The 15,724-nt window shown below is 63.4% G+C and carries 20 protein-coding genes and 1 pseudogene; 14 read left to right on the top strand and 7 right to left on the bottom strand.

Annotation, left to right across the window (positions count from 1 at the left end; genetic code table 11):
• Nucleotides 1–298 precede the first annotated feature (298 nt).
• The 5 genes from NKI05_RS14750 to NKI05_RS14730 all read left to right on the top strand — a co-directional run bounded on the left by NKI05_RS14750 (nucleotide 299) and on the right by NKI05_RS14730 (nucleotide 2,826).
• Nucleotides 299–1,114, top strand: coding sequence for a class I SAM-dependent methyltransferase (locus tag NKI05_RS14750; protein ID WP_023693742.1), 816 nt, complete (start codon nucleotides 299–301; stop codon nucleotides 1,112–1,114).
• A gap of 248 nt (nucleotides 1,115–1,362) precedes the next feature.
• Nucleotides 1,363–1,806: a Ros/MucR family transcriptional regulator gene (locus tag NKI05_RS14745; RefSeq protein ID WP_023671447.1), complete on the top strand. Its 444-nt coding sequence runs from the start codon at nucleotides 1,363–1,365 to the stop codon at nucleotides 1,804–1,806.
• Nucleotides 1,807–1,848: 42 nt separating this feature from the next.
• On the top strand, nucleotides 1,849–2,097 hold the full coding sequence (locus NKI05_RS14740; RefSeq protein ID WP_352792536.1) for a hypothetical protein: 249 nt from the start codon (nucleotides 1,849–1,851) through the stop codon (nucleotides 2,095–2,097).
• Between the two features lie 59 nt (nucleotides 2,098–2,156).
• Nucleotides 2,157–2,426 (top strand): hypothetical protein, encoded by a 270-nt coding sequence (locus tag NKI05_RS14735; protein ID WP_023697755.1) that lies wholly within the window; start codon nucleotides 2,157–2,159, stop codon nucleotides 2,424–2,426.
• 94 nt (nucleotides 2,427–2,520) lie between these two features.
• A complete protein-coding gene (locus NKI05_RS14730; RefSeq protein WP_023671444.1) occupies nucleotides 2,521–2,826 on the top strand; it encodes a hypothetical protein in 306 nt (101 codons plus the stop codon).
• A 22-nt stretch (nucleotides 2,827–2,848) separates the two neighbouring features.
• Here NKI05_RS14730 and NKI05_RS14725 read toward each other — a convergent pair.
• Both NKI05_RS14725 and NKI05_RS14720 read right to left on the bottom strand, forming a co-directional pair.
• Nucleotides 2,849–3,261: pseudogene (locus NKI05_RS14725) on the bottom strand (DoxX family protein).
• A gap of 145 nt (nucleotides 3,262–3,406) precedes the next feature.
• Nucleotides 3,407–3,880 carry an Lrp/AsnC family transcriptional regulator gene (locus NKI05_RS14720; protein WP_023693744.1) on the bottom strand — a complete coding sequence of 158 codons (474 nt, stop codon included), beginning with the start codon at nucleotides 3,878–3,880 and terminating at the stop codon, nucleotides 3,407–3,409.
• Nucleotides 3,881–3,993: 113 nt separating this feature from the next.
• On the opposite strand from NKI05_RS14720, the gene NKI05_RS14715 reads away from it, so the two are divergent.
• Both NKI05_RS14715 and NKI05_RS14710 read left to right on the top strand, forming a co-directional pair.
• On the top strand, nucleotides 3,994–4,551 hold the full coding sequence (locus NKI05_RS14715) for an RBBP9/YdeN family alpha/beta hydrolase (RefSeq protein ID WP_023814813.1): 558 nt from the start codon (nucleotides 3,994–3,996) through the stop codon (nucleotides 4,549–4,551).
• A gap of 83 nt (nucleotides 4,552–4,634) precedes the next feature.
• Nucleotides 4,635–5,000 carry a VOC family protein gene (locus NKI05_RS14710; protein ID WP_023814814.1) on the top strand — a complete coding sequence of 122 codons (366 nt, stop codon included), beginning with the start codon at nucleotides 4,635–4,637 and terminating at the stop codon, nucleotides 4,998–5,000.
• On the opposite strand, the gene NKI05_RS14705 is transcribed toward NKI05_RS14710, so the two are convergent.
• Complete coding sequence (locus NKI05_RS14705; protein ID WP_023685945.1) at nucleotides 4,997–5,161, bottom strand: hypothetical protein; 165 nt, start codon at nucleotides 5,159–5,161, stop codon at nucleotides 4,997–4,999. The genes NKI05_RS14710 and NKI05_RS14705 overlap by 4 nt on opposite strands.
• A 239-nt stretch (nucleotides 5,162–5,400) precedes the next feature.
• On the opposite strand from NKI05_RS14705, the gene NKI05_RS14700 reads away from it, so the two are divergent.
• Both NKI05_RS14700 and NKI05_RS14695 read left to right on the top strand, forming a co-directional pair.
• Nucleotides 5,401–5,577, top strand: a complete 177-nt coding sequence (locus tag NKI05_RS14700; protein WP_023693747.1) for a hypothetical protein — start codon at nucleotides 5,401–5,403, stop codon at nucleotides 5,575–5,577.
• Between the two features lie 113 nt (nucleotides 5,578–5,690).
• The gene (locus NKI05_RS14695) at nucleotides 5,691–5,984 is read left to right on the top strand and encodes a DUF982 domain-containing protein (RefSeq protein WP_023685943.1); all 294 of its coding nucleotides are present in this window, start codon (nucleotides 5,691–5,693) and stop codon (nucleotides 5,982–5,984) included.
• Between the two features lie 49 nt (nucleotides 5,985–6,033).
• Here the strand turns inward: NKI05_RS14695 and NKI05_RS14690 are convergent, their stop codons facing one another.
• Nucleotides 6,034–6,753, bottom strand: a complete 720-nt coding sequence (locus NKI05_RS14690; protein ID WP_023671436.1) for a Crp/Fnr family transcriptional regulator — start codon at nucleotides 6,751–6,753, stop codon at nucleotides 6,034–6,036.
• Between the two features lie 281 nt (nucleotides 6,754–7,034).
• Here NKI05_RS14690 and NKI05_RS14685 point away from each other — a divergent pair, with 281 nt between their 5' ends.
• Nucleotides 7,035–7,265, top strand: coding sequence for a DUF6894 family protein (locus tag NKI05_RS14685; RefSeq protein WP_023671435.1), 231 nt, complete (start codon nucleotides 7,035–7,037; stop codon nucleotides 7,263–7,265).
• Between the two features lie 106 nt (nucleotides 7,266–7,371).
• On the top strand, nucleotides 7,372–7,872 hold the full coding sequence (locus NKI05_RS14680; protein ID WP_023671434.1) for a hypothetical protein: 501 nt from the start codon (nucleotides 7,372–7,374) through the stop codon (nucleotides 7,870–7,872).
• Nucleotides 7,873–7,909: 37 nt separating this feature from the next.
• On the opposite strand, the gene NKI05_RS14675 is transcribed toward NKI05_RS14680, so the two are convergent.
• The 3 genes from NKI05_RS14675 to NKI05_RS14665 all read right to left on the bottom strand — a co-directional run bounded on the left by NKI05_RS14675 (nucleotide 7,910) and on the right by NKI05_RS14665 (nucleotide 11,264).
• Nucleotides 7,910–10,024 (bottom strand): EAL domain-containing protein, encoded by a 2,115-nt coding sequence (locus NKI05_RS14675; protein ID WP_023697759.1) that lies wholly within the window; start codon nucleotides 10,022–10,024, stop codon nucleotides 7,910–7,912.
• Between the two features lie 142 nt (nucleotides 10,025–10,166).
• A complete protein-coding gene (locus NKI05_RS14670; RefSeq protein ID WP_023697760.1) occupies nucleotides 10,167–10,724 on the bottom strand; it encodes an RNA polymerase sigma factor in 558 nt (185 codons plus the stop codon).
• A gap of 150 nt (nucleotides 10,725–10,874) precedes the next feature.
• The gene (locus NKI05_RS14665) at nucleotides 10,875–11,264 is read right to left on the bottom strand and encodes a DUF427 domain-containing protein (RefSeq protein WP_023697761.1); all 390 of its coding nucleotides are present in this window, start codon (nucleotides 11,262–11,264) and stop codon (nucleotides 10,875–10,877) included.
• A gap of 819 nt (nucleotides 11,265–12,083) precedes the next feature.
• Here NKI05_RS14665 and NKI05_RS14660 point away from each other — a divergent pair.
• Genes NKI05_RS14660 through NKI05_RS14650 form a run of 3 tightly spaced genes read left to right on the top strand, consistent with a single transcriptional unit; the run spans nucleotide 12,084 to nucleotide 15,713 of the window.
• Complete coding sequence (locus NKI05_RS14660; RefSeq protein ID WP_023685937.1) at nucleotides 12,084–12,575, top strand: Csu type fimbrial protein; 492 nt, start codon at nucleotides 12,084–12,086, stop codon at nucleotides 12,573–12,575.
• Nucleotides 12,576–12,601: 26 nt separating this feature from the next.
• A complete protein-coding gene (locus NKI05_RS14655) occupies nucleotides 12,602–13,324 on the top strand; it encodes a fimbrial biogenesis chaperone (protein ID WP_023730420.1) in 723 nt (240 codons plus the stop codon).
• Nucleotides 13,296–15,713, top strand: coding sequence for a fimbria/pilus outer membrane usher protein (locus tag NKI05_RS14650; RefSeq protein ID WP_023814817.1), 2,418 nt, complete (start codon nucleotides 13,296–13,298; stop codon nucleotides 15,711–15,713). The genes NKI05_RS14655 and NKI05_RS14650 overlap by 29 nt, the downstream gene beginning before the upstream one ends.
• Nucleotides 15,714–15,724: the final 11 nt, after the last annotated feature.

Below are 15,724 nucleotides of genomic sequence, written 5' to 3'. Positions count from 1 at the left end.
CAGCGGACGGAAAGCCAATTGCTTGGCTTTCCGAACGACGAACGTCCGGCAGGCCAGAGGGGGGCTGTCCCGCCGACATCCGATATCCGCACGTTGTGGGCATCAGGAAAACAAAACCCGCCTCGTGGGCGGGTCGGTGGCGCAAATCAGCACCATGGACAAATCATAGCAAAGCTGCCCTCACCCGTCAATGCAGATAAGAAATAATTCCTACTCCGGTCAAAGCCTCGTCCTTGGCGGCGGCGCGCATTGCGCGAGGGCCGCATCGATGGGATGCTGGGTCTCGTCGGAGAGCGAAATGAGCGATGTGACCAGTCACTATGGCAGCGGCGGCATTGTCGAGCGCATCCTGTCGGCTGTGCCGGACGCAAAGGCCGGCAGCCTCGCAGCCAAACAACTCTATCCGTTCGATCAGCTTCATGGCCGCGAGCTGATCGCCACGCAGGACCATGCTGCGCGTCTTGCGCCCTCCGCCGGCGATCGGGTTCTGGACATCGGCAGCGGCATTGGCGGCCCGGCCCGGTTCCTTGCCGAGACCTATGGGTGCAGCGTCGACGGCGTCGACCTGACGCAGGCGTTCGTCGAGGCATCCCGCCGATTGACCGAGCTCTGCGGCCTCGGCGACAAAGTGCGTTTCCATGAGGCCGATGCGACAAGGCTGCCTTTTGCGGACGACACATTCGACGCGGCGATCTGCTTCTATGTCGGCATGAATATCGCCGACAAGGCGGCGGTCATCGGGCAAGCGTGGCGCGTACTGAAGCCGAAGGCCAGGCTTGTCTGGACCGAGGCGGTGCTGGCGGACGGCGAGCCTCACTATCCCTTGCCTTGGGCGGTGTCGGCTGTGGCCAGCCATCTCGTCGACCGCGAAACCCTGAAGGCTCTGTTTGCTTCAGCCGGATTCCAGGTCGACGACGTCATCGACGAAACCGGCGATCACGTCGAGCTGGCGTTGAAACGGGCAAATTCCAGCATGGTTCCGTCGCCCGCCCAGCAGCAGGCCAATGAGATCGTGCTCGGCGCCGAGTTCGTGCATCGGCGAAAAAACTACATAAGCAGCCTGAGCGAGGGAAAACTCGCGTCACTGGCCATCATCGCTTCCAAGCCGGCCTGAAACAAAAAACCCGCCTCGGCGGCGGGTCGGCGGCGCAAATCAGCACCATGAACAAATCATAGCATAGCTGCCCTCACCGGTCAAGATATGTCAGGAAAGAATTCCTACATCGACATCGATCGGAGACTCGGCGATGCTAGCGCTACCACATCCGGCGTCAAGTCATATGCATATGTTCTAAAGTGCCATGCCGTCGGCGGATGTTGTCTGATAATTTGTCCTTTGGCATCAAGGGGGCAAAAGAAGCCATGTCTGAGGACAAAATCCGAAATATAAATCTGACCGCCGACATCGTCGCGGCATTCGTGCGCAACAATTCAGTGCCTCCGGATAGCCTGCCGGCGTTGATCGAGAGCGTCAATGCAGCGCTCGCGGCCGTGGACAATCCCGTTGCTCCGCCGCAACCTGCGCCTGAGCCCGCGGTCAACCGCAAGCGCTCGGTAACGCCGAATTTCATTTACTGCCTCGAGGATGGCAAGAAGTTCAGGTCGCTGCGGCGTCATCTCGGCTCCGCCCATGGCATGACGCCGGAAGCCTATCGCGCCAAATGGGACCTGCCCGGCGACTATCCGATGACGGCGCCCAGCTACGCCGCCAAGCGATCGGAGCTGGCAAAGGAGTTCGGGCTCGGCATCAGGACACCCGAGGCGCCGGCCGCCAAGGCGCCGGCCAAGAGCAAGACCAAGGCGTAAAGGCACGCCCCCTCCGTGCCGTACGCCTGCTGGAGGACGATCATGGTGGCCGGAGAGCCCAATGACGTTCGCGTGGAACGTGTCGACCGCCGCCAATGGGCGGTGCTGGTTGCCGAGAATGGCACGGTGACCCAGCATCTGTTCATGGCCCAGGAAGCGGCCGAGAGTTTGCCGACGGCGAGCGGACAAGGCTCGGCCTTCCCGCCAGGCCGCCGGCGGCGGATCCGCTGGCCTGAACAGTCCTTCAACCGGCTGCAGGATACAAGACGCAGCCTTCGACAGGCCGTCTAGCGACTGGTCATTAGCTGGCTCTTATGGAATCATTCCACTCCAACTCGGGGGAGAGCGGGATGGACAAACCAGCCATGGCATCCGTGTTCAGGATGCGGCAAGCGCCAGCCACTGTTTCGGGCGTTCGCAGCGTCGGCCAAGGCCAGGCCGATCCGGTCATCGGCAGAAGGCCGCTCGGCGAGGCGATCCGCTTCGTCATCGACGCCCATCCCCATTACGACATCAGCGGCGTTTCGATCGCCTATGGCGACGGCTCGGCCCCGCGCCTCGGCAGCCGGGAGGTCAAGGCGCTGTGGGCCGAATATGGCCGCCGCTGGATGGAAGAGTAGCGCAGGCCATCGGCCGACGCCTATCGCTTGCATCCCCGTCCGGATCGTAACAGCGGCTCATGCGTTGAGCGTGAGCCAAATGGGAGCAACAGCAATGAACGTCGCCAATCTGCAACTCGAAGGCCTGCTGATGGCCGTCGCTTCGATCAATCAGGTGCTGGTGCGCAAGGGCCTGCTCACGGTCGAGGATATCGACATCGCGCTGCGCAAGGCCGAGGCCATCGAAACCGGCGAGGAGCGGTCCGACGGCATGTCGGAGTCCAACCGCGACGCCGTCAACTTTCCGATCAGACTGCTGGAACTGGCCAATCAATGCCAGCCGGAGGCGGACATGCCGTCCTTCTCGAAACTGGCCCGCATGGTCGGCCAGATGAAGGAACCCTACAACGACCAGATGTGAGGCGGTCTGCCGACGCGGGGCCTCACCCTCGGCCAAGTTTCGAGGCAAGCACGCTGCCCGGTCCATGCACGGCGGCGAACAGCAGGCCGGCGGCGAACGGGAAATGGGACATGAAGGCGCCGAACTCGGCCTGGTTGCCGGTCCAGTGCGACGGACCGTGGAAGGCAAGCCGAGGAAGACCACGTAGACGGCGGCGACCAGGGCGGCCGGCGTGAAGAACGCTCCGGTCAGCAAGGCGATCACCAGCAGCGTTTCGAGGATCGCGGCGCACCAGGCCAGAAACAGCGGGAACGGAAAGCCGGCGGCGGCGATGTAGCCGGCGGTCATGTTCATATCCATGAACTTGAAGGCTGCTCCCATCGCGAACATGGCGGCCAGCGTCAGGCGGGCGATGAGAATGGCCGCGGTCTGCCACGGCGATTGAACGGCTTCCATGATGTGCTCCAAAGGTTTGCAACGGGTTTCGCCCCAAGGACGGGCGCCACGCCGCCGATCCTACACCAGCCCGCGAAATTCTTTCGCGGCAAAGCCGGAGCTCGCAAAAGGAGGCGCTTGCAATCCTCTTGCCGCGCGTGGCCGCTCAGAGCTTCGCCATCAGCTCCCGCCCCAGCCGCTTCGGCGGCTCGGCCCGAAGCACCACATTGGTCGTCACCGCGCCGTAGCGGCCGATGGCGTCGACGATGCTTTCGAGGTCGGGCGGCGACGGGACGACGACCTTGACCAGAAAACAATCCTCGCCGGTCACCCGCAGCACCTCGACCACTTCCGGCATGGCCGCGAATTTCTTCAGGCAGGTCTGGATGTGCTCATGCGTGGTGCGCAGGCGGATCATGGCCATGGTGCCGAGACCAAGGGCGGTGGGATCGATCGCGGCCCGGTAGCCGGCGATGATGCCGCGCTCCTCCAGCCGCTTCACCCGCTCCGACGTCGCGGGCTGGGACAGGCCGACGCGGCGGCCGAGTTCGGAAATGCCGATGCGGCCGTCCTCCTGCATGATCTCGATGATCGCCATGTCGGTGGGGTCGAGCCGTGGCCGGTAATCGCCGTTTGCCATGAACACCTTCAATCCATCGGAATTCTTGGTCGCTTTCCGATGATCTCTCATTCCGCGAACGAGGAGAAGCCCTAGGATTGGGCATCATCTGCGGCGAAGGAACAGGATTTTCCATGACCGACTTCATCATTCTGCCGGGCAGCGGCGGATCGGGCGAGGCCCACTGGCAGACACGCTGGCAGCAGGCCAACCCGGCGATGCGCCGCTTCAGCCCGGCAAGCTGGGAGCTGCCGGATTTCGACGACTGGGTGGCGGCGCTGGACGTCGCGGTGTCACAGGCACAGACCCCGCCGGTGCTCGTCGCCCACAGTCTCAGCTGCCTGCTGGTCGCGCATTGGCAGGCGGTGTCGAGCCGTCGGATCGGCGGGGCGTTTCTGGTTGCGGTTCCCGACCCGGCCTCGCCGGTCTATCCCGCTTACGGAATTCCCTTCGCCGATACGCCGCGCGGGCCGCTTAGCTTCCCTTCGCTGATCGTGGCCAGCACCGACGATCCCTATGATCCGAACGGCTATGCCGGTGAGAAAGCCACACAATGGGGCAGCGAACTGCACATCGCCGGGCCGCTTGGTCACATCAACAGCAATAGCGGGCTGGGCGACTGGCCGGCGGGAATGGAGCTGCTGACGGCCTTCGTGAGAGAGAGACAGGCCGACCACGCAATCGCACCGTAGGCGCCCGAAGCGTGCGCGCGGGCTTGCCCCGACTTGTCCCGCCAGCTATCTCTCGGAAGGGGCGTTTGTGAGGGAGCCTGCGAATGGTGTCCGTCCGATATCTGGTCCGCGATGTCGATCTGTCCATCGCGTTTTATACGAGCCATCTGGGCTTCGCGCTGAAGCAGCAATTCGGTCCGGCGATGGCCATCCTGACGCGCGGCGACCTCTCGCTCTGGCTCGCCGGCCCCCTGGCGTCGGCAGCCAGGCCGATGCCGGACGGCCGGACACCCGAGCCGGGCGGATGGAACCGCTTTGTGCTCGAAGTCGAGCAGTTGCCGTCAATCGTGACTAAGTTGGGCGAGGCCGGCGTGCGGTTCCGCAACCAGATCGTCGAAGGTCCGGGCGGGCGACAGATTCTTTGTGAAGACCCGTCCGGCAACGTGGTCGAGTTGTTCGAGCCAAGCTAGACTTCGGCCGTCGCCTCGGATTCGGCGCCGGGCTTTGCCTGGCCTTCCCACTGCCGCTCCGCCTCTGCTTTGCGCTTCGGACAATCCTCGTAGTCATGCTCTCGCGAACCGCAATAGGAGCAGCATTTTGCCGGCGTGTCGGTTCGAAGCATTGTGGCCATGCACAAGAATGCACGAAAATTCATCCGGTTGCAGCAGCGTCTGCGACGTCGCTGCTGGGATGCGTGACCGCCAGCCTGGCGACGCCGCTCAATAGCCGCCGACGATCGGCAGAATCTCGGCGGCAGACATTGCGCGCGGCGCGTATTCGTCCGGCCTATATCAAAGTTAAATGCGGATGCTGGGCGTGAGGTGGTAGGTGATCGCGATGGGGGGACTCTCAACGCGCTCGAGGTGTCCCATGGACGTTCGAAATCTGATTGCCAAACTGTCGGCCGCGGTACTGCACCGCCGCGCCGCGTCTTCGCCGATACTGTACAGGCCGATCCGCAACTCGCTCGCCGACATCCCGTTGAAGCCGGCGCCGCGGCCGCCTTATCGTCCGCATCGGCCGATCTGGCCGGCAAGCAACATGTAGCTCGCCGGGCTGCAACCAGTTTGTGATTTCCTCGTTTATGGCGATCCCGTTTTCAAGGAGGCAAGTGATGAGATCGATCCGGGCGAGACGCGAATGGTTTGGATGGTGAGCGCATGAGCCGTTTTCTGCCCCTGACGATCAGATTCGTGGACGGAAGCGCGATGACGGTGTCGTCGATCGCCGACGCCAGGAGGGCGCTAGGCGGAACATGGAAGAACAAGCAGACGGCGGCCTACAAGGCGGCCGACAGGCTGGTGGACGACGCGTTGAACGGCATTTGCCGCCCGGACATCGCCTTTGCCGCTTTCCAGAATGCCGCCGCCCAACAGGGCTTGCTGAAGCCGGCCAAGCCAAGTGCCGCCCTTGCCATGCTCGACGAATTGGCGTCGCTGGATGGGCATCGTTGAAAGACCGGCTGACGGATTGCCGGCGATGTCATGGCGAACTCCGGATGGCCTATCTCGGCTCGCGGTTCATGCTGAGATAAGTCGGGTCGAACTCGGCGATTTCCACCAGCTGCTGCCAGTCCAGAATGGTCACCATGTAATTCGCCCAGCCGATCACACCGATCTTGCGCAGCGCACCGATGACCCGGTTCATGTGGACGACCGAAAGCCCAAGCACATCGGCCAGCTCCGCCTGCGACAGAGGAAGCCGGAAACTCATGCCGTTGGTCTGCTTGACCACCTGGAGCCGGACGAACAGCTCGCACACCAGATGCGCCAGGTGCGACGTCTTGGACCGCCGGCCCATGGCCACGATCCATTCCCGATGGATGGCGCCATCGACGAGCGTGTCCAGCCACAGCAAGCGGCTGAGATGAGGCGCCTGTTCGGTGATCGTCCTTAGCCGACTGTGGTCGGCGGCGATCACCCGGCATGGCGACAAAGCTATAATGCCATGGTCCATTGTCTTGAGCAGGAAGGCGTGCAAATCGACAAAATCGCCTGGCACCTGCAACGAGGTGAACTGGCGCCCGCCATCCTCCAGCACTTTGTAGCGCGCCGCCAGACCCTCGATGATGAGCGTGCTGTAGCCTGGCCTCGATCCCTCGGAAACGATGTCCTGACCGGTGGCAAAATCCATCTCGATGGTCATGGCGGCGGCCAGCAGCCCCTTTTCCTGCTCGGACAAAGCGTCATGCTGGCCAAGGTTGAGATAAAGCGGTTCTAGCATCGAGGATCCAGTTCGAGATTTCTTGGACATCCGTGGCCTAGCCAAACGCCGGAGATCGGGTGCGGTTGCAATCGGCCGGCACGGCGACGGCTCCTGGCAGGAAATCTGCTCAGGACACAGTCGCATGGAACCATGGGCGCGGGTTGGAATTTAATCCATGTCGCTCAAATTGGCCCCGATTTTGAGACAACGACATGCATAAAAACACAGACCTGAAGCGCGTCGCCTGCGCCCTTTCAACCGCGACGCGCTTTAGCATTCTCCAGCAGGGACTTGCACATATGGAACGGTTCTACTTCGACTTGTACAACGCCGAGACCCAGATTGACGAAGAGGGGCAGCTTTTTCCCAGCCGGGAGCGTGCGGGAGCCGAAGCGCTGCGCATATTGCACGATGTGGCGCGCGACGAGATACCGGAGGGCGACCACCGGCGGATCACCGTCAAGATGCTGAACGAGAACAGGGAGCAGATATTCGAAGCGTCGCTGACCATGGCGTCGCTGTGGAGTTGAACTCGTCGACCCTGTCGAGGACTGTATGGAACCTCTTGCCCTCCCCTCTGTTTCCTAAGGAGGGGCCAGCGGCAGAAGCTGCACGGCTGATTGACTGGAGGCATCTATGTCCTTGCAAAAGCTTCATCCCGAGCAGGTCGACGACACACGCAGGCTTGCCTATTCGACCTTTGCCCCGGCGCTGATCGGTTCGCTCACCAAGCGTCTGGCGCGGTGTCAGGGCGTCAAGGAACTGGGCGCCCTGGAAAAGTCGCTCATCCGCCTGATCGAAGACTCTGATGTCGATGGGCCGCAAGCCGAGGCGATGAAAGAGTTCGCCATCGAGCTGGTGGTGTCGACGATATCGGAAGCCCGCGCTCACCCCGACACCAAGAGCGATGTCGAAGCCGTTGGCGAGCGCCGCGCCGAAGGCCGCTCCGAGAACCCGCAGACGCTCGAGGAGCAGTTGCAATCAGGCCTCGAAGACAGTTTTCCGGCCAGCGATCCGCCCGCCGTCCTCTCGACCGCCATTTCCGGCGGCTCGAAGGACCTTGTCGGCACCGACGAGGTGTTGCGCCGCAAGAAGGAGGCGGCGCAGCGAAAGCAGGAGAAGGCCGACGCCGGTTAGCCGGACAAGTCGCGCCAGCTCGGGCGATGAGAAGCCGTCAGCCGAAGCGCTTTTCCGGTGACTGTCCGCTGGATGGTGACTGTTCGCCGGCCCGCGCGACGATCGCCTCGAGCGGCTCCGGCCGGTGCAGCAGAAAACCCTGGCCATAGGCCACGCCCATGCCGCGCAGAATGTCGAGCGCTTCCTGCTGCTCGATCTTTTCGGCCACCACCGCGCAGCCGAGACTTTTGGCGATGCCCGCTATGGCCGAGACGATCTCGCGGTCGAAACGGCTTTCCGCGATATTCTCGATGAACGAGCCGTCGATCTTGATCTGATCGACCGGAAAGCGCCGCAAATATTCGAACGAGCTCATGCCGGCGCCGAAATCGTCGAGGCTGACACGGCATTGCCGCTCGCGCGCCTTGCGCACGAACTGCTCGGCGGCGTCGAAATTGGTGACGGCCGCGGTCTCGGTGATCTCGAAGCCGATGCCGGAATGCGGCGCCCCGGTCTCGGCGATGACGGCGTCGACGAAATCCCATAGCAGCGGATCGCTCAGCGTCTGCGCCGACAGGTTGAAGCCGAGCATGATGGCGCCTGACCGCATCGCCGCGCCATGCTGCGAAAGCGCTGTCCTGATGATCCAGCGGTCCAGCCGCGAGGCAATGCCGAAGCGCTCGGCGACCGGAATGAATTCGTTGGGCGGGATCAGCTTGCCATTGCGCCCGGCAAGCCGCGCCAGCACCTCGACGTGGCGGCTCTCCTGCCAGGGCTGGCCGAGCAGATGGATTTCCTGGCCGAACAGTTTCAGCCGCCCGTCATCCATGGCGTCGACCGTGTCGGCGGCGACACGCGCCGCGTTGAGGCCGCCGGAGCCCGACGCCGCATCGGCCGAAAACACCGCGAAGCGATTGCGCCCGGCCGCCTTGGCGGCATAGCAGGCGTCGTCGGCGCAGGCCAACGCATCGGCAACTGTGGTGGTGGTGTCCTCGACGAAGGCGATGCCGATGCTGGCCGCGAGTTTTCGCGAGGTCGCCGGCAGTCCGAGGTCGGCGTCACGGACCGCCGCAAGAATCGCGCCGGCCAGCGCCTCGGCCTTGGCCGATTGGCAATTGGGCACCAGCAGCGCGAACTCGTCGCCGCCGAGGCGCGCGGCACGCGCCGATGCCGGCAGGCAGCCCAGAATACCGGCGGCGACACCCCTCAGCGCCAGGTCGCCGGCGGCGTGGCCGGCAAAGTCGTTGAGCGCCTTGAAGTAGTCGAGATCGACATAGAACACCGCCAGCGGCAAAGCCCGCTCGGTGGCGATATGCACGGCCAGCAGCCGGTCGAAGGCGGCACGGTTCAACAGGCCGGTCAGCGCATCGTGGTGAGCGGCGTAGGCGAGTTCCCGCTCGCGCTTCTTGTCCTCGGTGATGTCGCGCACGGTGCCGAGAATCTGGCCCGCCGTCTCGGGCGCCGCGATGAAGCGCACCAGCGATTCGACATGGCGGATTTCGCCGTCGCGCCTGACGATGCGGTATTGCGCGGCGACGACGCCGTCGGTCGAAAGCGGCGCCAGATGGGCGCGCTCTGCGGCATCCTTGTCGTCGGGATGCAGATAGGAATGCCAAAGGTCGGCAGCCACCTCGTCGGTGTCGGCGACCAGGCCGAATATCTCCCTGGTGCGGGCGTCCCAATAGCTCTTGTTGGCGTCGATGTCGTGATGCCAGATGCCGGTGCCGCTGGCCGCCAGCGCCAGGCGAAAGCGCACATTGACCCGCTCGAGTTCGGCTTCCGCCTCTTTCTGCCGGCTGATGTCGGTCTGCACGCCCATCAGCCTGACCGGCTTGCCCGTCTCGTCACGCTCGACAATGCCGCCGCGGTCCAGCACCCAGATCCAGTGGCCGTCCTTGTGCTTGAGGCGCAGCTCGGTCTCGATCGAGGCGGTCAGGCCGGAAATGTGCCGCTCGCCGCTGGCCAGCGCCCGCTGGCGGTCGTCGGGATGCGTCAGCTTCAGCCAGAGGTCGTCGCTGTTGGCAAGCTCGCCATCCTCATAACCCAGCATGTGCGACCAGGTCGGCGAATAGAAACAGTCGCCGCTCAAAATATCCCAGTCCCATACGCCGAGATGAGCGCGTTCGAGCGCAAGCGCCCAGAATTCGCCGTTGCGTATTTTCTCTTCAGCCATGCCCTGGTTTCGCTCACTCCGTCGCCGCCACTATGCACGCAAGCAGAGAAGAAACCGTTACCGGGTGCGCCGCGCCCACAGTGCGGACAAGGCCTGCAATCGTGGACCATGCCGTAAGGCGTCATCATGCGATTGGGGCTCGTCATGCCATTGGCGCCCTGATTGGAACCGCCCTGGCCGGGCCTGGCTCGACGATCCTTATCGCGCGGCGGCGCGCATTGTCCTCGAGCAGGCCGCGCAGTTCCTCACGGCCGCGCGCGATGCGCGACATCAGCGTGCCGGCCGGAACGCCGAGCATCTCGGCGGCCTCGGCATAGGAGAAGCCCTCGATGGCGACCATGGTCAGCGCGGCACGGCGGTCCGGGCTGATCGCCTGCAGCGCGTCGATGATCTCGCGCGCGGCGACGTTCTCCAGCTGGTCGGCGGGAGAGGCTTGCGCCTCGCCGGCCTCCAGCGGCAGCATCGAGGCCTCGCCTCGCCGGTTCACCTTGCGCATCTGGTCGATGAACAGATGATGCATGATCGTGAACAGCCATTTTCGCGGGCTCTCTCCCGTCTGCCAGTTGTCCAGCCGCAGCAGCGCCCGCACCAGGCAGTCCTGGACGAGATCGTCGGCGGAATCGCGGTCGCGCAGCAGCGAGCGCGCATAGCGGCGCAGGCGCGGGATTTCGTCGAGAATGGCTCTCTGCTTTTCGTCCATGACATTTTGTCTTTGTTTCGGCATGCCGTTGCCGCAAAACCGCTGCGCCCCCGGGTGAGGACAGCTTTGGCTGATCTGAAAAATTCCTCTGTTCATGCCTGTCGTCGGCTCCAAAAACGCTGGGCACTTTTGGGCGACAGGCATGACGCGCTAGCGCGGCGTGGCGTCGATGGCGACCCGGTCGGGATAGAAGGCGCCGTGGGCGCGAATCTCGGCCATCTCGTCGAAGGGCTGCTCATAGGCCCACATCGCGTCGTTACCGGTTTCGCCCGCCGGCAGCACGTTCCAGTAGCTGGAGTCGCCCTTGTAGGGGCACAGCGTCGACCGCTCCGTCTTCCTGAGCTTGCGGAAGTCGATGTCCTCGAACGGGATGTAGAAGGAGAAGGGATGGGGCGGCTCGGTCACCATTTTGGCTTTTGCCGAGGAAGCGATGATGGTGCCGTTTGCAAACACGACGACACGCCCGTTGAAGGGCTCGACGGTGATCACCTTGCCCGGATTGCGCCTGAAGCCGGGTGACGGGTTCGCATGCTGATCCATGACTGCTCTCCTTGTCCGCTGGTGGCTCGATGCCGGTCGACGGCGTCAGCTCTCACTGGCCACTGATGGGCCGGCGACAGCGGTCACACGCGACAGCTTCTGGCGCTTTTCGAGCTGTGGCTTTTCATAGGTCTTCTTCATCGTTCTTCCTTTTCTGACGTCTGGCAGCCGGTCCGCGCGGCTGCCGGCCGTGGATCATGGCTCCAAGGGACAACAGGCGCATCTCCCGTCTGGCCGATGCGCCGCCGAAGGAAATCCGGGCCAGCGTGGCAAGAACGATTCGCATGTGTTTCGCCGCGATCCGACGGCGGTGGATTTATCTCAGCCGGGACGGCCATGCTTGGGCCGGGCGGAACACGGTTTTGGCGAATGCGGCCCTGTCAGCACGACCGCAAGGCTTGGACAGGCGCGAACAGCTACCGGCGCGGCTATGGCGATGGCCGCTTGGCGCCGGTGCACGCCGCGAAATATCGATAATAAAGGACGACAGGTGAGACTCTACAAAATCAAGATGATTTGCCAGATATTTTCGCCTTTTCGGCACGAGAAGCAAAATAAATTTTCGACAGACGAACTTTCATTTCGGAAAAATGTCCATTTCATCTCTGTTAACCAAATATTAACCAAAATTATCCGATACATACCGAAGTTATTCGCTGTCGTAATCCGAATCTAAGTTGTAATAATCATTGCACAGTTCGCTTCTGACATTACTGTATCGTTGATGTCTTGCGAAGCATGCAACGGAGGAGCTGTAGGAGTGAAATCCGGGTCAAGACTGTGTTGCGAGGAACGGTCTGCCCGACGGAGGAAACACGCATGAGATTGCTGAAATATGCGCTGCTGGCGGGAGCGTCGCTGCTTCCCATCCTGCCCGCGATCGCCGCGACCGCGACGGGCAGCATGAATGTCCGCATCACGATTACCGACGAATGCAAGGTGCAGACGGCGAGCGATCTCGATTTCGGCTCGCACGGTGTCATTGATGCGAATGTCGACCAGACCAGCACCATCAACGTGCAATGCACGACCGGCAAGTCCTACAATGTTGGTCTGAGCGCCGGAGCGGGCGCGGGCGCAACTGTTGCTGTTCGCAAGATGACCGGGCCGGCGTCGGCGACGATCGACTACACCATCTACAGGGAAAGCACCCGGACGCAGCTTTGGGGCACCACGATCCCCACCGACACGGTCGGCGGAACCGGCAACGGCGCCATTCAGCCGCTGACGGTCTACGGGCGTGTTCCACCGCAGACGACACCGGCGGCGGGCCTCTACACCGACACCGTTGCGATCACCATAACGTACTGACAATCGATACCAACACGAGGACGATCATGCGATCCATGCTTTCATGCATCGGAGCCACGGCTGTTCTGTTGCTGTGCGCCGGTCTCTCACAAGCCGCTTCGCTCAGGGTGGCGCCGACAGGTCTCGAGCTGATCTCGCCCGACGCCTCGGCGGTTCTCAACCTCAGCAACGATGACCCCAAGCGGCCGATCAATGTGCAGATACGCGTCTTCGCCTGGAGCCAGGCTGGCGGGATCGAGCAGCTGACGCCGACTACGGACGTCGTCGCCAGCCCGCCATCGACCAAACTCGGACCCAATGCCCAATACGTGGTTCGCGTCGTGCGCGTCAGCAAGGCGCCGGTGCGGGCCGAGGAAAGCTACCGCGTCATCGTCGACGAGTTACCCGACCCGTCGCGCAAGAAGGCCGGTACGGTCGCGCTCGCGCTGCGCTATTCGGTCCCGGTGTTTTTCCGCGACGCCGATGCCGCCGCGCCGGCAGTCGCCTGGAGTGTTTCGCGCAAGGGCGGCAGTCTTGTGCTGACAGCCAGCAATACCGGTGAAAGTCGTCTCCGCTTGTCCAACCTATCCCTGACCCAGAACGGCAAAAAGCTCGGCAACCGAAACGGGCTCGTCGGTTATGTGCTGGGCGGCGCGACCATGCAGTGGCCGATCGGCAGCGGCAAATCACTGTCCGCGGGCTCCGTGCTTTTGAAGGCACAGAGCGATCTTGGACCCTTCGATGCCAACGTTGCCGTCAAGGGCAAGTAGCGTCGCTGTCATCGTCGCGGTTGCGACTTTCACACCTTGCTTGGCGGTGCGTTCGCAGGAATTTCCGGCCGTGACGAACCTCGAACAGCCGGCTTCCGTTTTGCCAGCGGGCCGCAGCCTCTATCTCGAGGTGTTCATCAACGACGTTTCGACCAAGCTGGTCGGCAATTTTATCGAGATGCCGGATGGTGGGCTGGCGGCGGCGCCCCAAGAGCTGAAGGAGGTCGGCCTGAAACCGCCGGAGGACATAGCCGACGCCGGCGGCCTGGTCAGGCTCGACCAGTTGGCCGACGTTTCGTTTCGGATCGATGAGGTAGCCCAGCGCCTCTACGTCACCGCCGCCAATGACAGCCGCGAGGCGCGCATGGTGGATCTCGGCTTGCGCTTGCAGGACCGGCCGGCGCCGCAATCGGGCTTGGGCGCGGTTCTCAACTATTCGCTGTTTGCCAGCTCCAACACATTGTTCGACAAGGACGTCGAGCTGTTCCAAGGCGTTTCCGGCGGCTTCGATGCGCGCGTGTTCAGCCCCTATGGAACGCTCAGCCAATCCTTCATCGCCGGCTATTCCGACGGCAGGCTGGGCGGCTTCACGCGGCTCAACACGACATGGAGCTATTCCGACCCCGACCGGCTGATGACCTACCGCGCCGGCGACTTCATCTCCGGTGGATTGTCGTGGACGCGTCCGGTCTATCTCGGCGGCATCCAGGCGCAACGCAACTTCCACCTGCGATCGGACCTGGTGACGCTGCCGCTGCCCTCCTTCGGCGGCACGGCGGCGGTGCCGTCGACGCTCGAGGTCTATACGCAGAACGTGCGCACCTATTCCGGCGACATCCAGCCCGGGCCGTTCCAGGTCACCAATCTGCCGGTGTTCACGGGCGCCGGACAGGCGCAGGTGGTGCTGCGCGACAGCCTCGGCCGCGAGACCACGGCCACCTTGCCGTTCTATGCCTCCAGCATGCTGCTGCGCCAGGGACTGCTCGACTTTTCCGTCGAGGCAGGGATGGCGCGGCGCAATTTCGGCATCTCCTCCGACGATTATGACGGCCGCGTCATAGGGGTCGCCAGCGCGCGTTACGGCGTGACCGACCGGCTGACATTGGAAGCCCATGCCGAGGGCGGCGCCGATCTGATCAATGGCGGCACAGGTGCTGCCTTCCCGCTCGGGGCATATGGCGCGGCTTCGCTGGCGGTCGCCGGCAGCCATCATGACCGGCGCACCGGCTCGCTGGTCGATGCCAGTGTCGAATTCGGCTATGACGGCTGGGCGATCAACGCCCACATGCAGCGGGCCTTTGGCGGCTATGAAGACATCGCCTCGATGACGGCGGAGCCGGTTCTCGACCCCGACGACTTCACCCGTTTCAGCGCCGGCGTGCCGCGCGCGGTCGACCAGGTGACGCTCAGCGTGCCGATGCCGATCGATTTCTCCAGCTTCAACCTGTCCTATACGCATTTGAAGAGCGCCGAGGGCGAAAACAGCCAGATCGTCGGCCTGTCCTACAGCCAGGCGATCTTCAAGCGCAGCACGCTCTATGCCACCGCCTTCGCCGATCTCGACGACGACAGCAGCTATGGCGTGTTCGCCGGGATTTCGATCCCGTTCAACGACGACATCTCGGCGTCGACAGGCGTCGAGCAAGGCCCTGACGGCCTCAATGTCACTGCCGACCTCGCCAAATCGGAGCGGGCCGAGGACGGCAGCATCGGCTGGCGGCTGCGCACCTCGGAGGGCGAGGTCCCCAATCGTTCGGCAGCTGTCAGCTACCGCGCGCCGTTTGCGCGTTTCGAGGCCGGCGCCCAGCAATTCGACAAGGACTTTCGCGTGACCGGCCAGATGGACGGCGCCATTGCGGTCGCAGGCGGCGGGGTGTTCGCCACCAACCGCATCGACGATGCCTTTGCCGTCGTCGATGTCGGCACGCCTGATGTCGAGGTCTTGCATCAGAACCGGCCTGTAGGCAGGACCGACAGCAAAGGCCGCATCCTGGTCACCGGGCTCAACTCCTATGAGCTGAACACGGTCTCCATCGACCCGAAGAATCTACCAGTCGACGCGGATGTCCCTGCTACCAAGGAGACCGTCGTCCCAGCCGACCGCAACGGCGTCGTGCTGAAGTTCGGCGTGTCCGAGGCGGCGCAGGCCGCGCTGGTGACGCTGGTCGACTCGAGCGGAACGCCGCTCGAAGCCGGACTGTCGGGACGCGTCGATGGCGGCACTGAAGACTTTGTCGTCGGCTATGACGGGCAGGCCTACATCAAGGGCCTCGGCAAGCAGAATTCAGTGCAGGTCGAGCGCGCTGACGGCGGTTCATGCCGGGCAGAGTTTCCCTTCGAGGCGGCGCGCGGCCGACAAGTGGTGATCGGGAACGTGGTGTGCCAATGATAGCTGGAGGA

It is taken from the genome of Mesorhizobium sp. M0771, assembly GCF_040320155.1.
In the GTDB taxonomy this organism is placed as follows: Bacteria; Pseudomonadota; Alphaproteobacteria; order Rhizobiales; family Rhizobiaceae; genus Mesorhizobium.
This window is presented reverse-complemented; position numbering and strand designations above follow the sequence as displayed.

Coding starts and splice junctions, on each gene's coding strand:
- NKI05_RS14750 (WP_023693742.1), top strand. CDS start 299: ATGAGCGATGTGACCAGTCACTATGGCAGCGGCGGCATTGTCGAGCGC.
- NKI05_RS14745 (WP_023671447.1), top strand. CDS start 1,363: ATGTCTGAGGACAAAATCCGAAATATAAATCTGACCGCCGACATCGTC.
- NKI05_RS14740 (WP_352792536.1), top strand. CDS start 1,849: ATGGTGGCCGGAGAGCCCAATGACGTTCGCGTGGAACGTGTCGACCGC.
- NKI05_RS14735 (WP_023697755.1), top strand. CDS start 2,157: ATGGACAAACCAGCCATGGCATCCGTGTTCAGGATGCGGCAAGCGCCA.
- NKI05_RS14730 (WP_023671444.1), top strand. CDS start 2,521: ATGAACGTCGCCAATCTGCAACTCGAAGGCCTGCTGATGGCCGTCGCT.
- NKI05_RS14720 (WP_023693744.1), bottom strand. CDS start 3,880: ATGGCAAACGGCGATTACCGGCCACGGCTCGACCCCACCGACATGGCG.
- NKI05_RS14715 (WP_023814813.1), top strand. CDS start 3,994: ATGACCGACTTCATCATTCTGCCGGGCAGCGGCGGATCGGGCGAGGCC.
- NKI05_RS14710 (WP_023814814.1), top strand. CDS start 4,635: ATGGTGTCCGTCCGATATCTGGTCCGCGATGTCGATCTGTCCATCGCG.
- NKI05_RS14705 (WP_023685945.1), bottom strand. CDS start 5,161: ATGGCCACAATGCTTCGAACCGACACGCCGGCAAAATGCTGCTCCTAT.
- NKI05_RS14700 (WP_023693747.1), top strand. CDS start 5,401: ATGGACGTTCGAAATCTGATTGCCAAACTGTCGGCCGCGGTACTGCAC.
- NKI05_RS14695 (WP_023685943.1), top strand. CDS start 5,691: ATGAGCCGTTTTCTGCCCCTGACGATCAGATTCGTGGACGGAAGCGCG.
- NKI05_RS14690 (WP_023671436.1), bottom strand. CDS start 6,753: ATGCTAGAACCGCTTTATCTCAACCTTGGCCAGCATGACGCTTTGTCC.
- NKI05_RS14685 (WP_023671435.1), top strand. CDS start 7,035: ATGGAACGGTTCTACTTCGACTTGTACAACGCCGAGACCCAGATTGAC.
- NKI05_RS14680 (WP_023671434.1), top strand. CDS start 7,372: ATGTCCTTGCAAAAGCTTCATCCCGAGCAGGTCGACGACACACGCAGG.
- NKI05_RS14675 (WP_023697759.1), bottom strand. CDS start 10,024: ATGGCTGAAGAGAAAATACGCAACGGCGAATTCTGGGCGCTTGCGCTC.
- NKI05_RS14670 (WP_023697760.1), bottom strand. CDS start 10,724: ATGGACGAAAAGCAGAGAGCCATTCTCGACGAAATCCCGCGCCTGCGC.
- NKI05_RS14665 (WP_023697761.1), bottom strand. CDS start 11,264: ATGGATCAGCATGCGAACCCGTCACCCGGCTTCAGGCGCAATCCGGGC.
- NKI05_RS14660 (WP_023685937.1), top strand. CDS start 12,084: ATGAGATTGCTGAAATATGCGCTGCTGGCGGGAGCGTCGCTGCTTCCC.
- NKI05_RS14655 (WP_023730420.1), top strand. CDS start 12,602: ATGCGATCCATGCTTTCATGCATCGGAGCCACGGCTGTTCTGTTGCTG.
- NKI05_RS14650 (WP_023814817.1), top strand. CDS start 13,296: ATGCCAACGTTGCCGTCAAGGGCAAGTAGCGTCGCTGTCATCGTCGCG.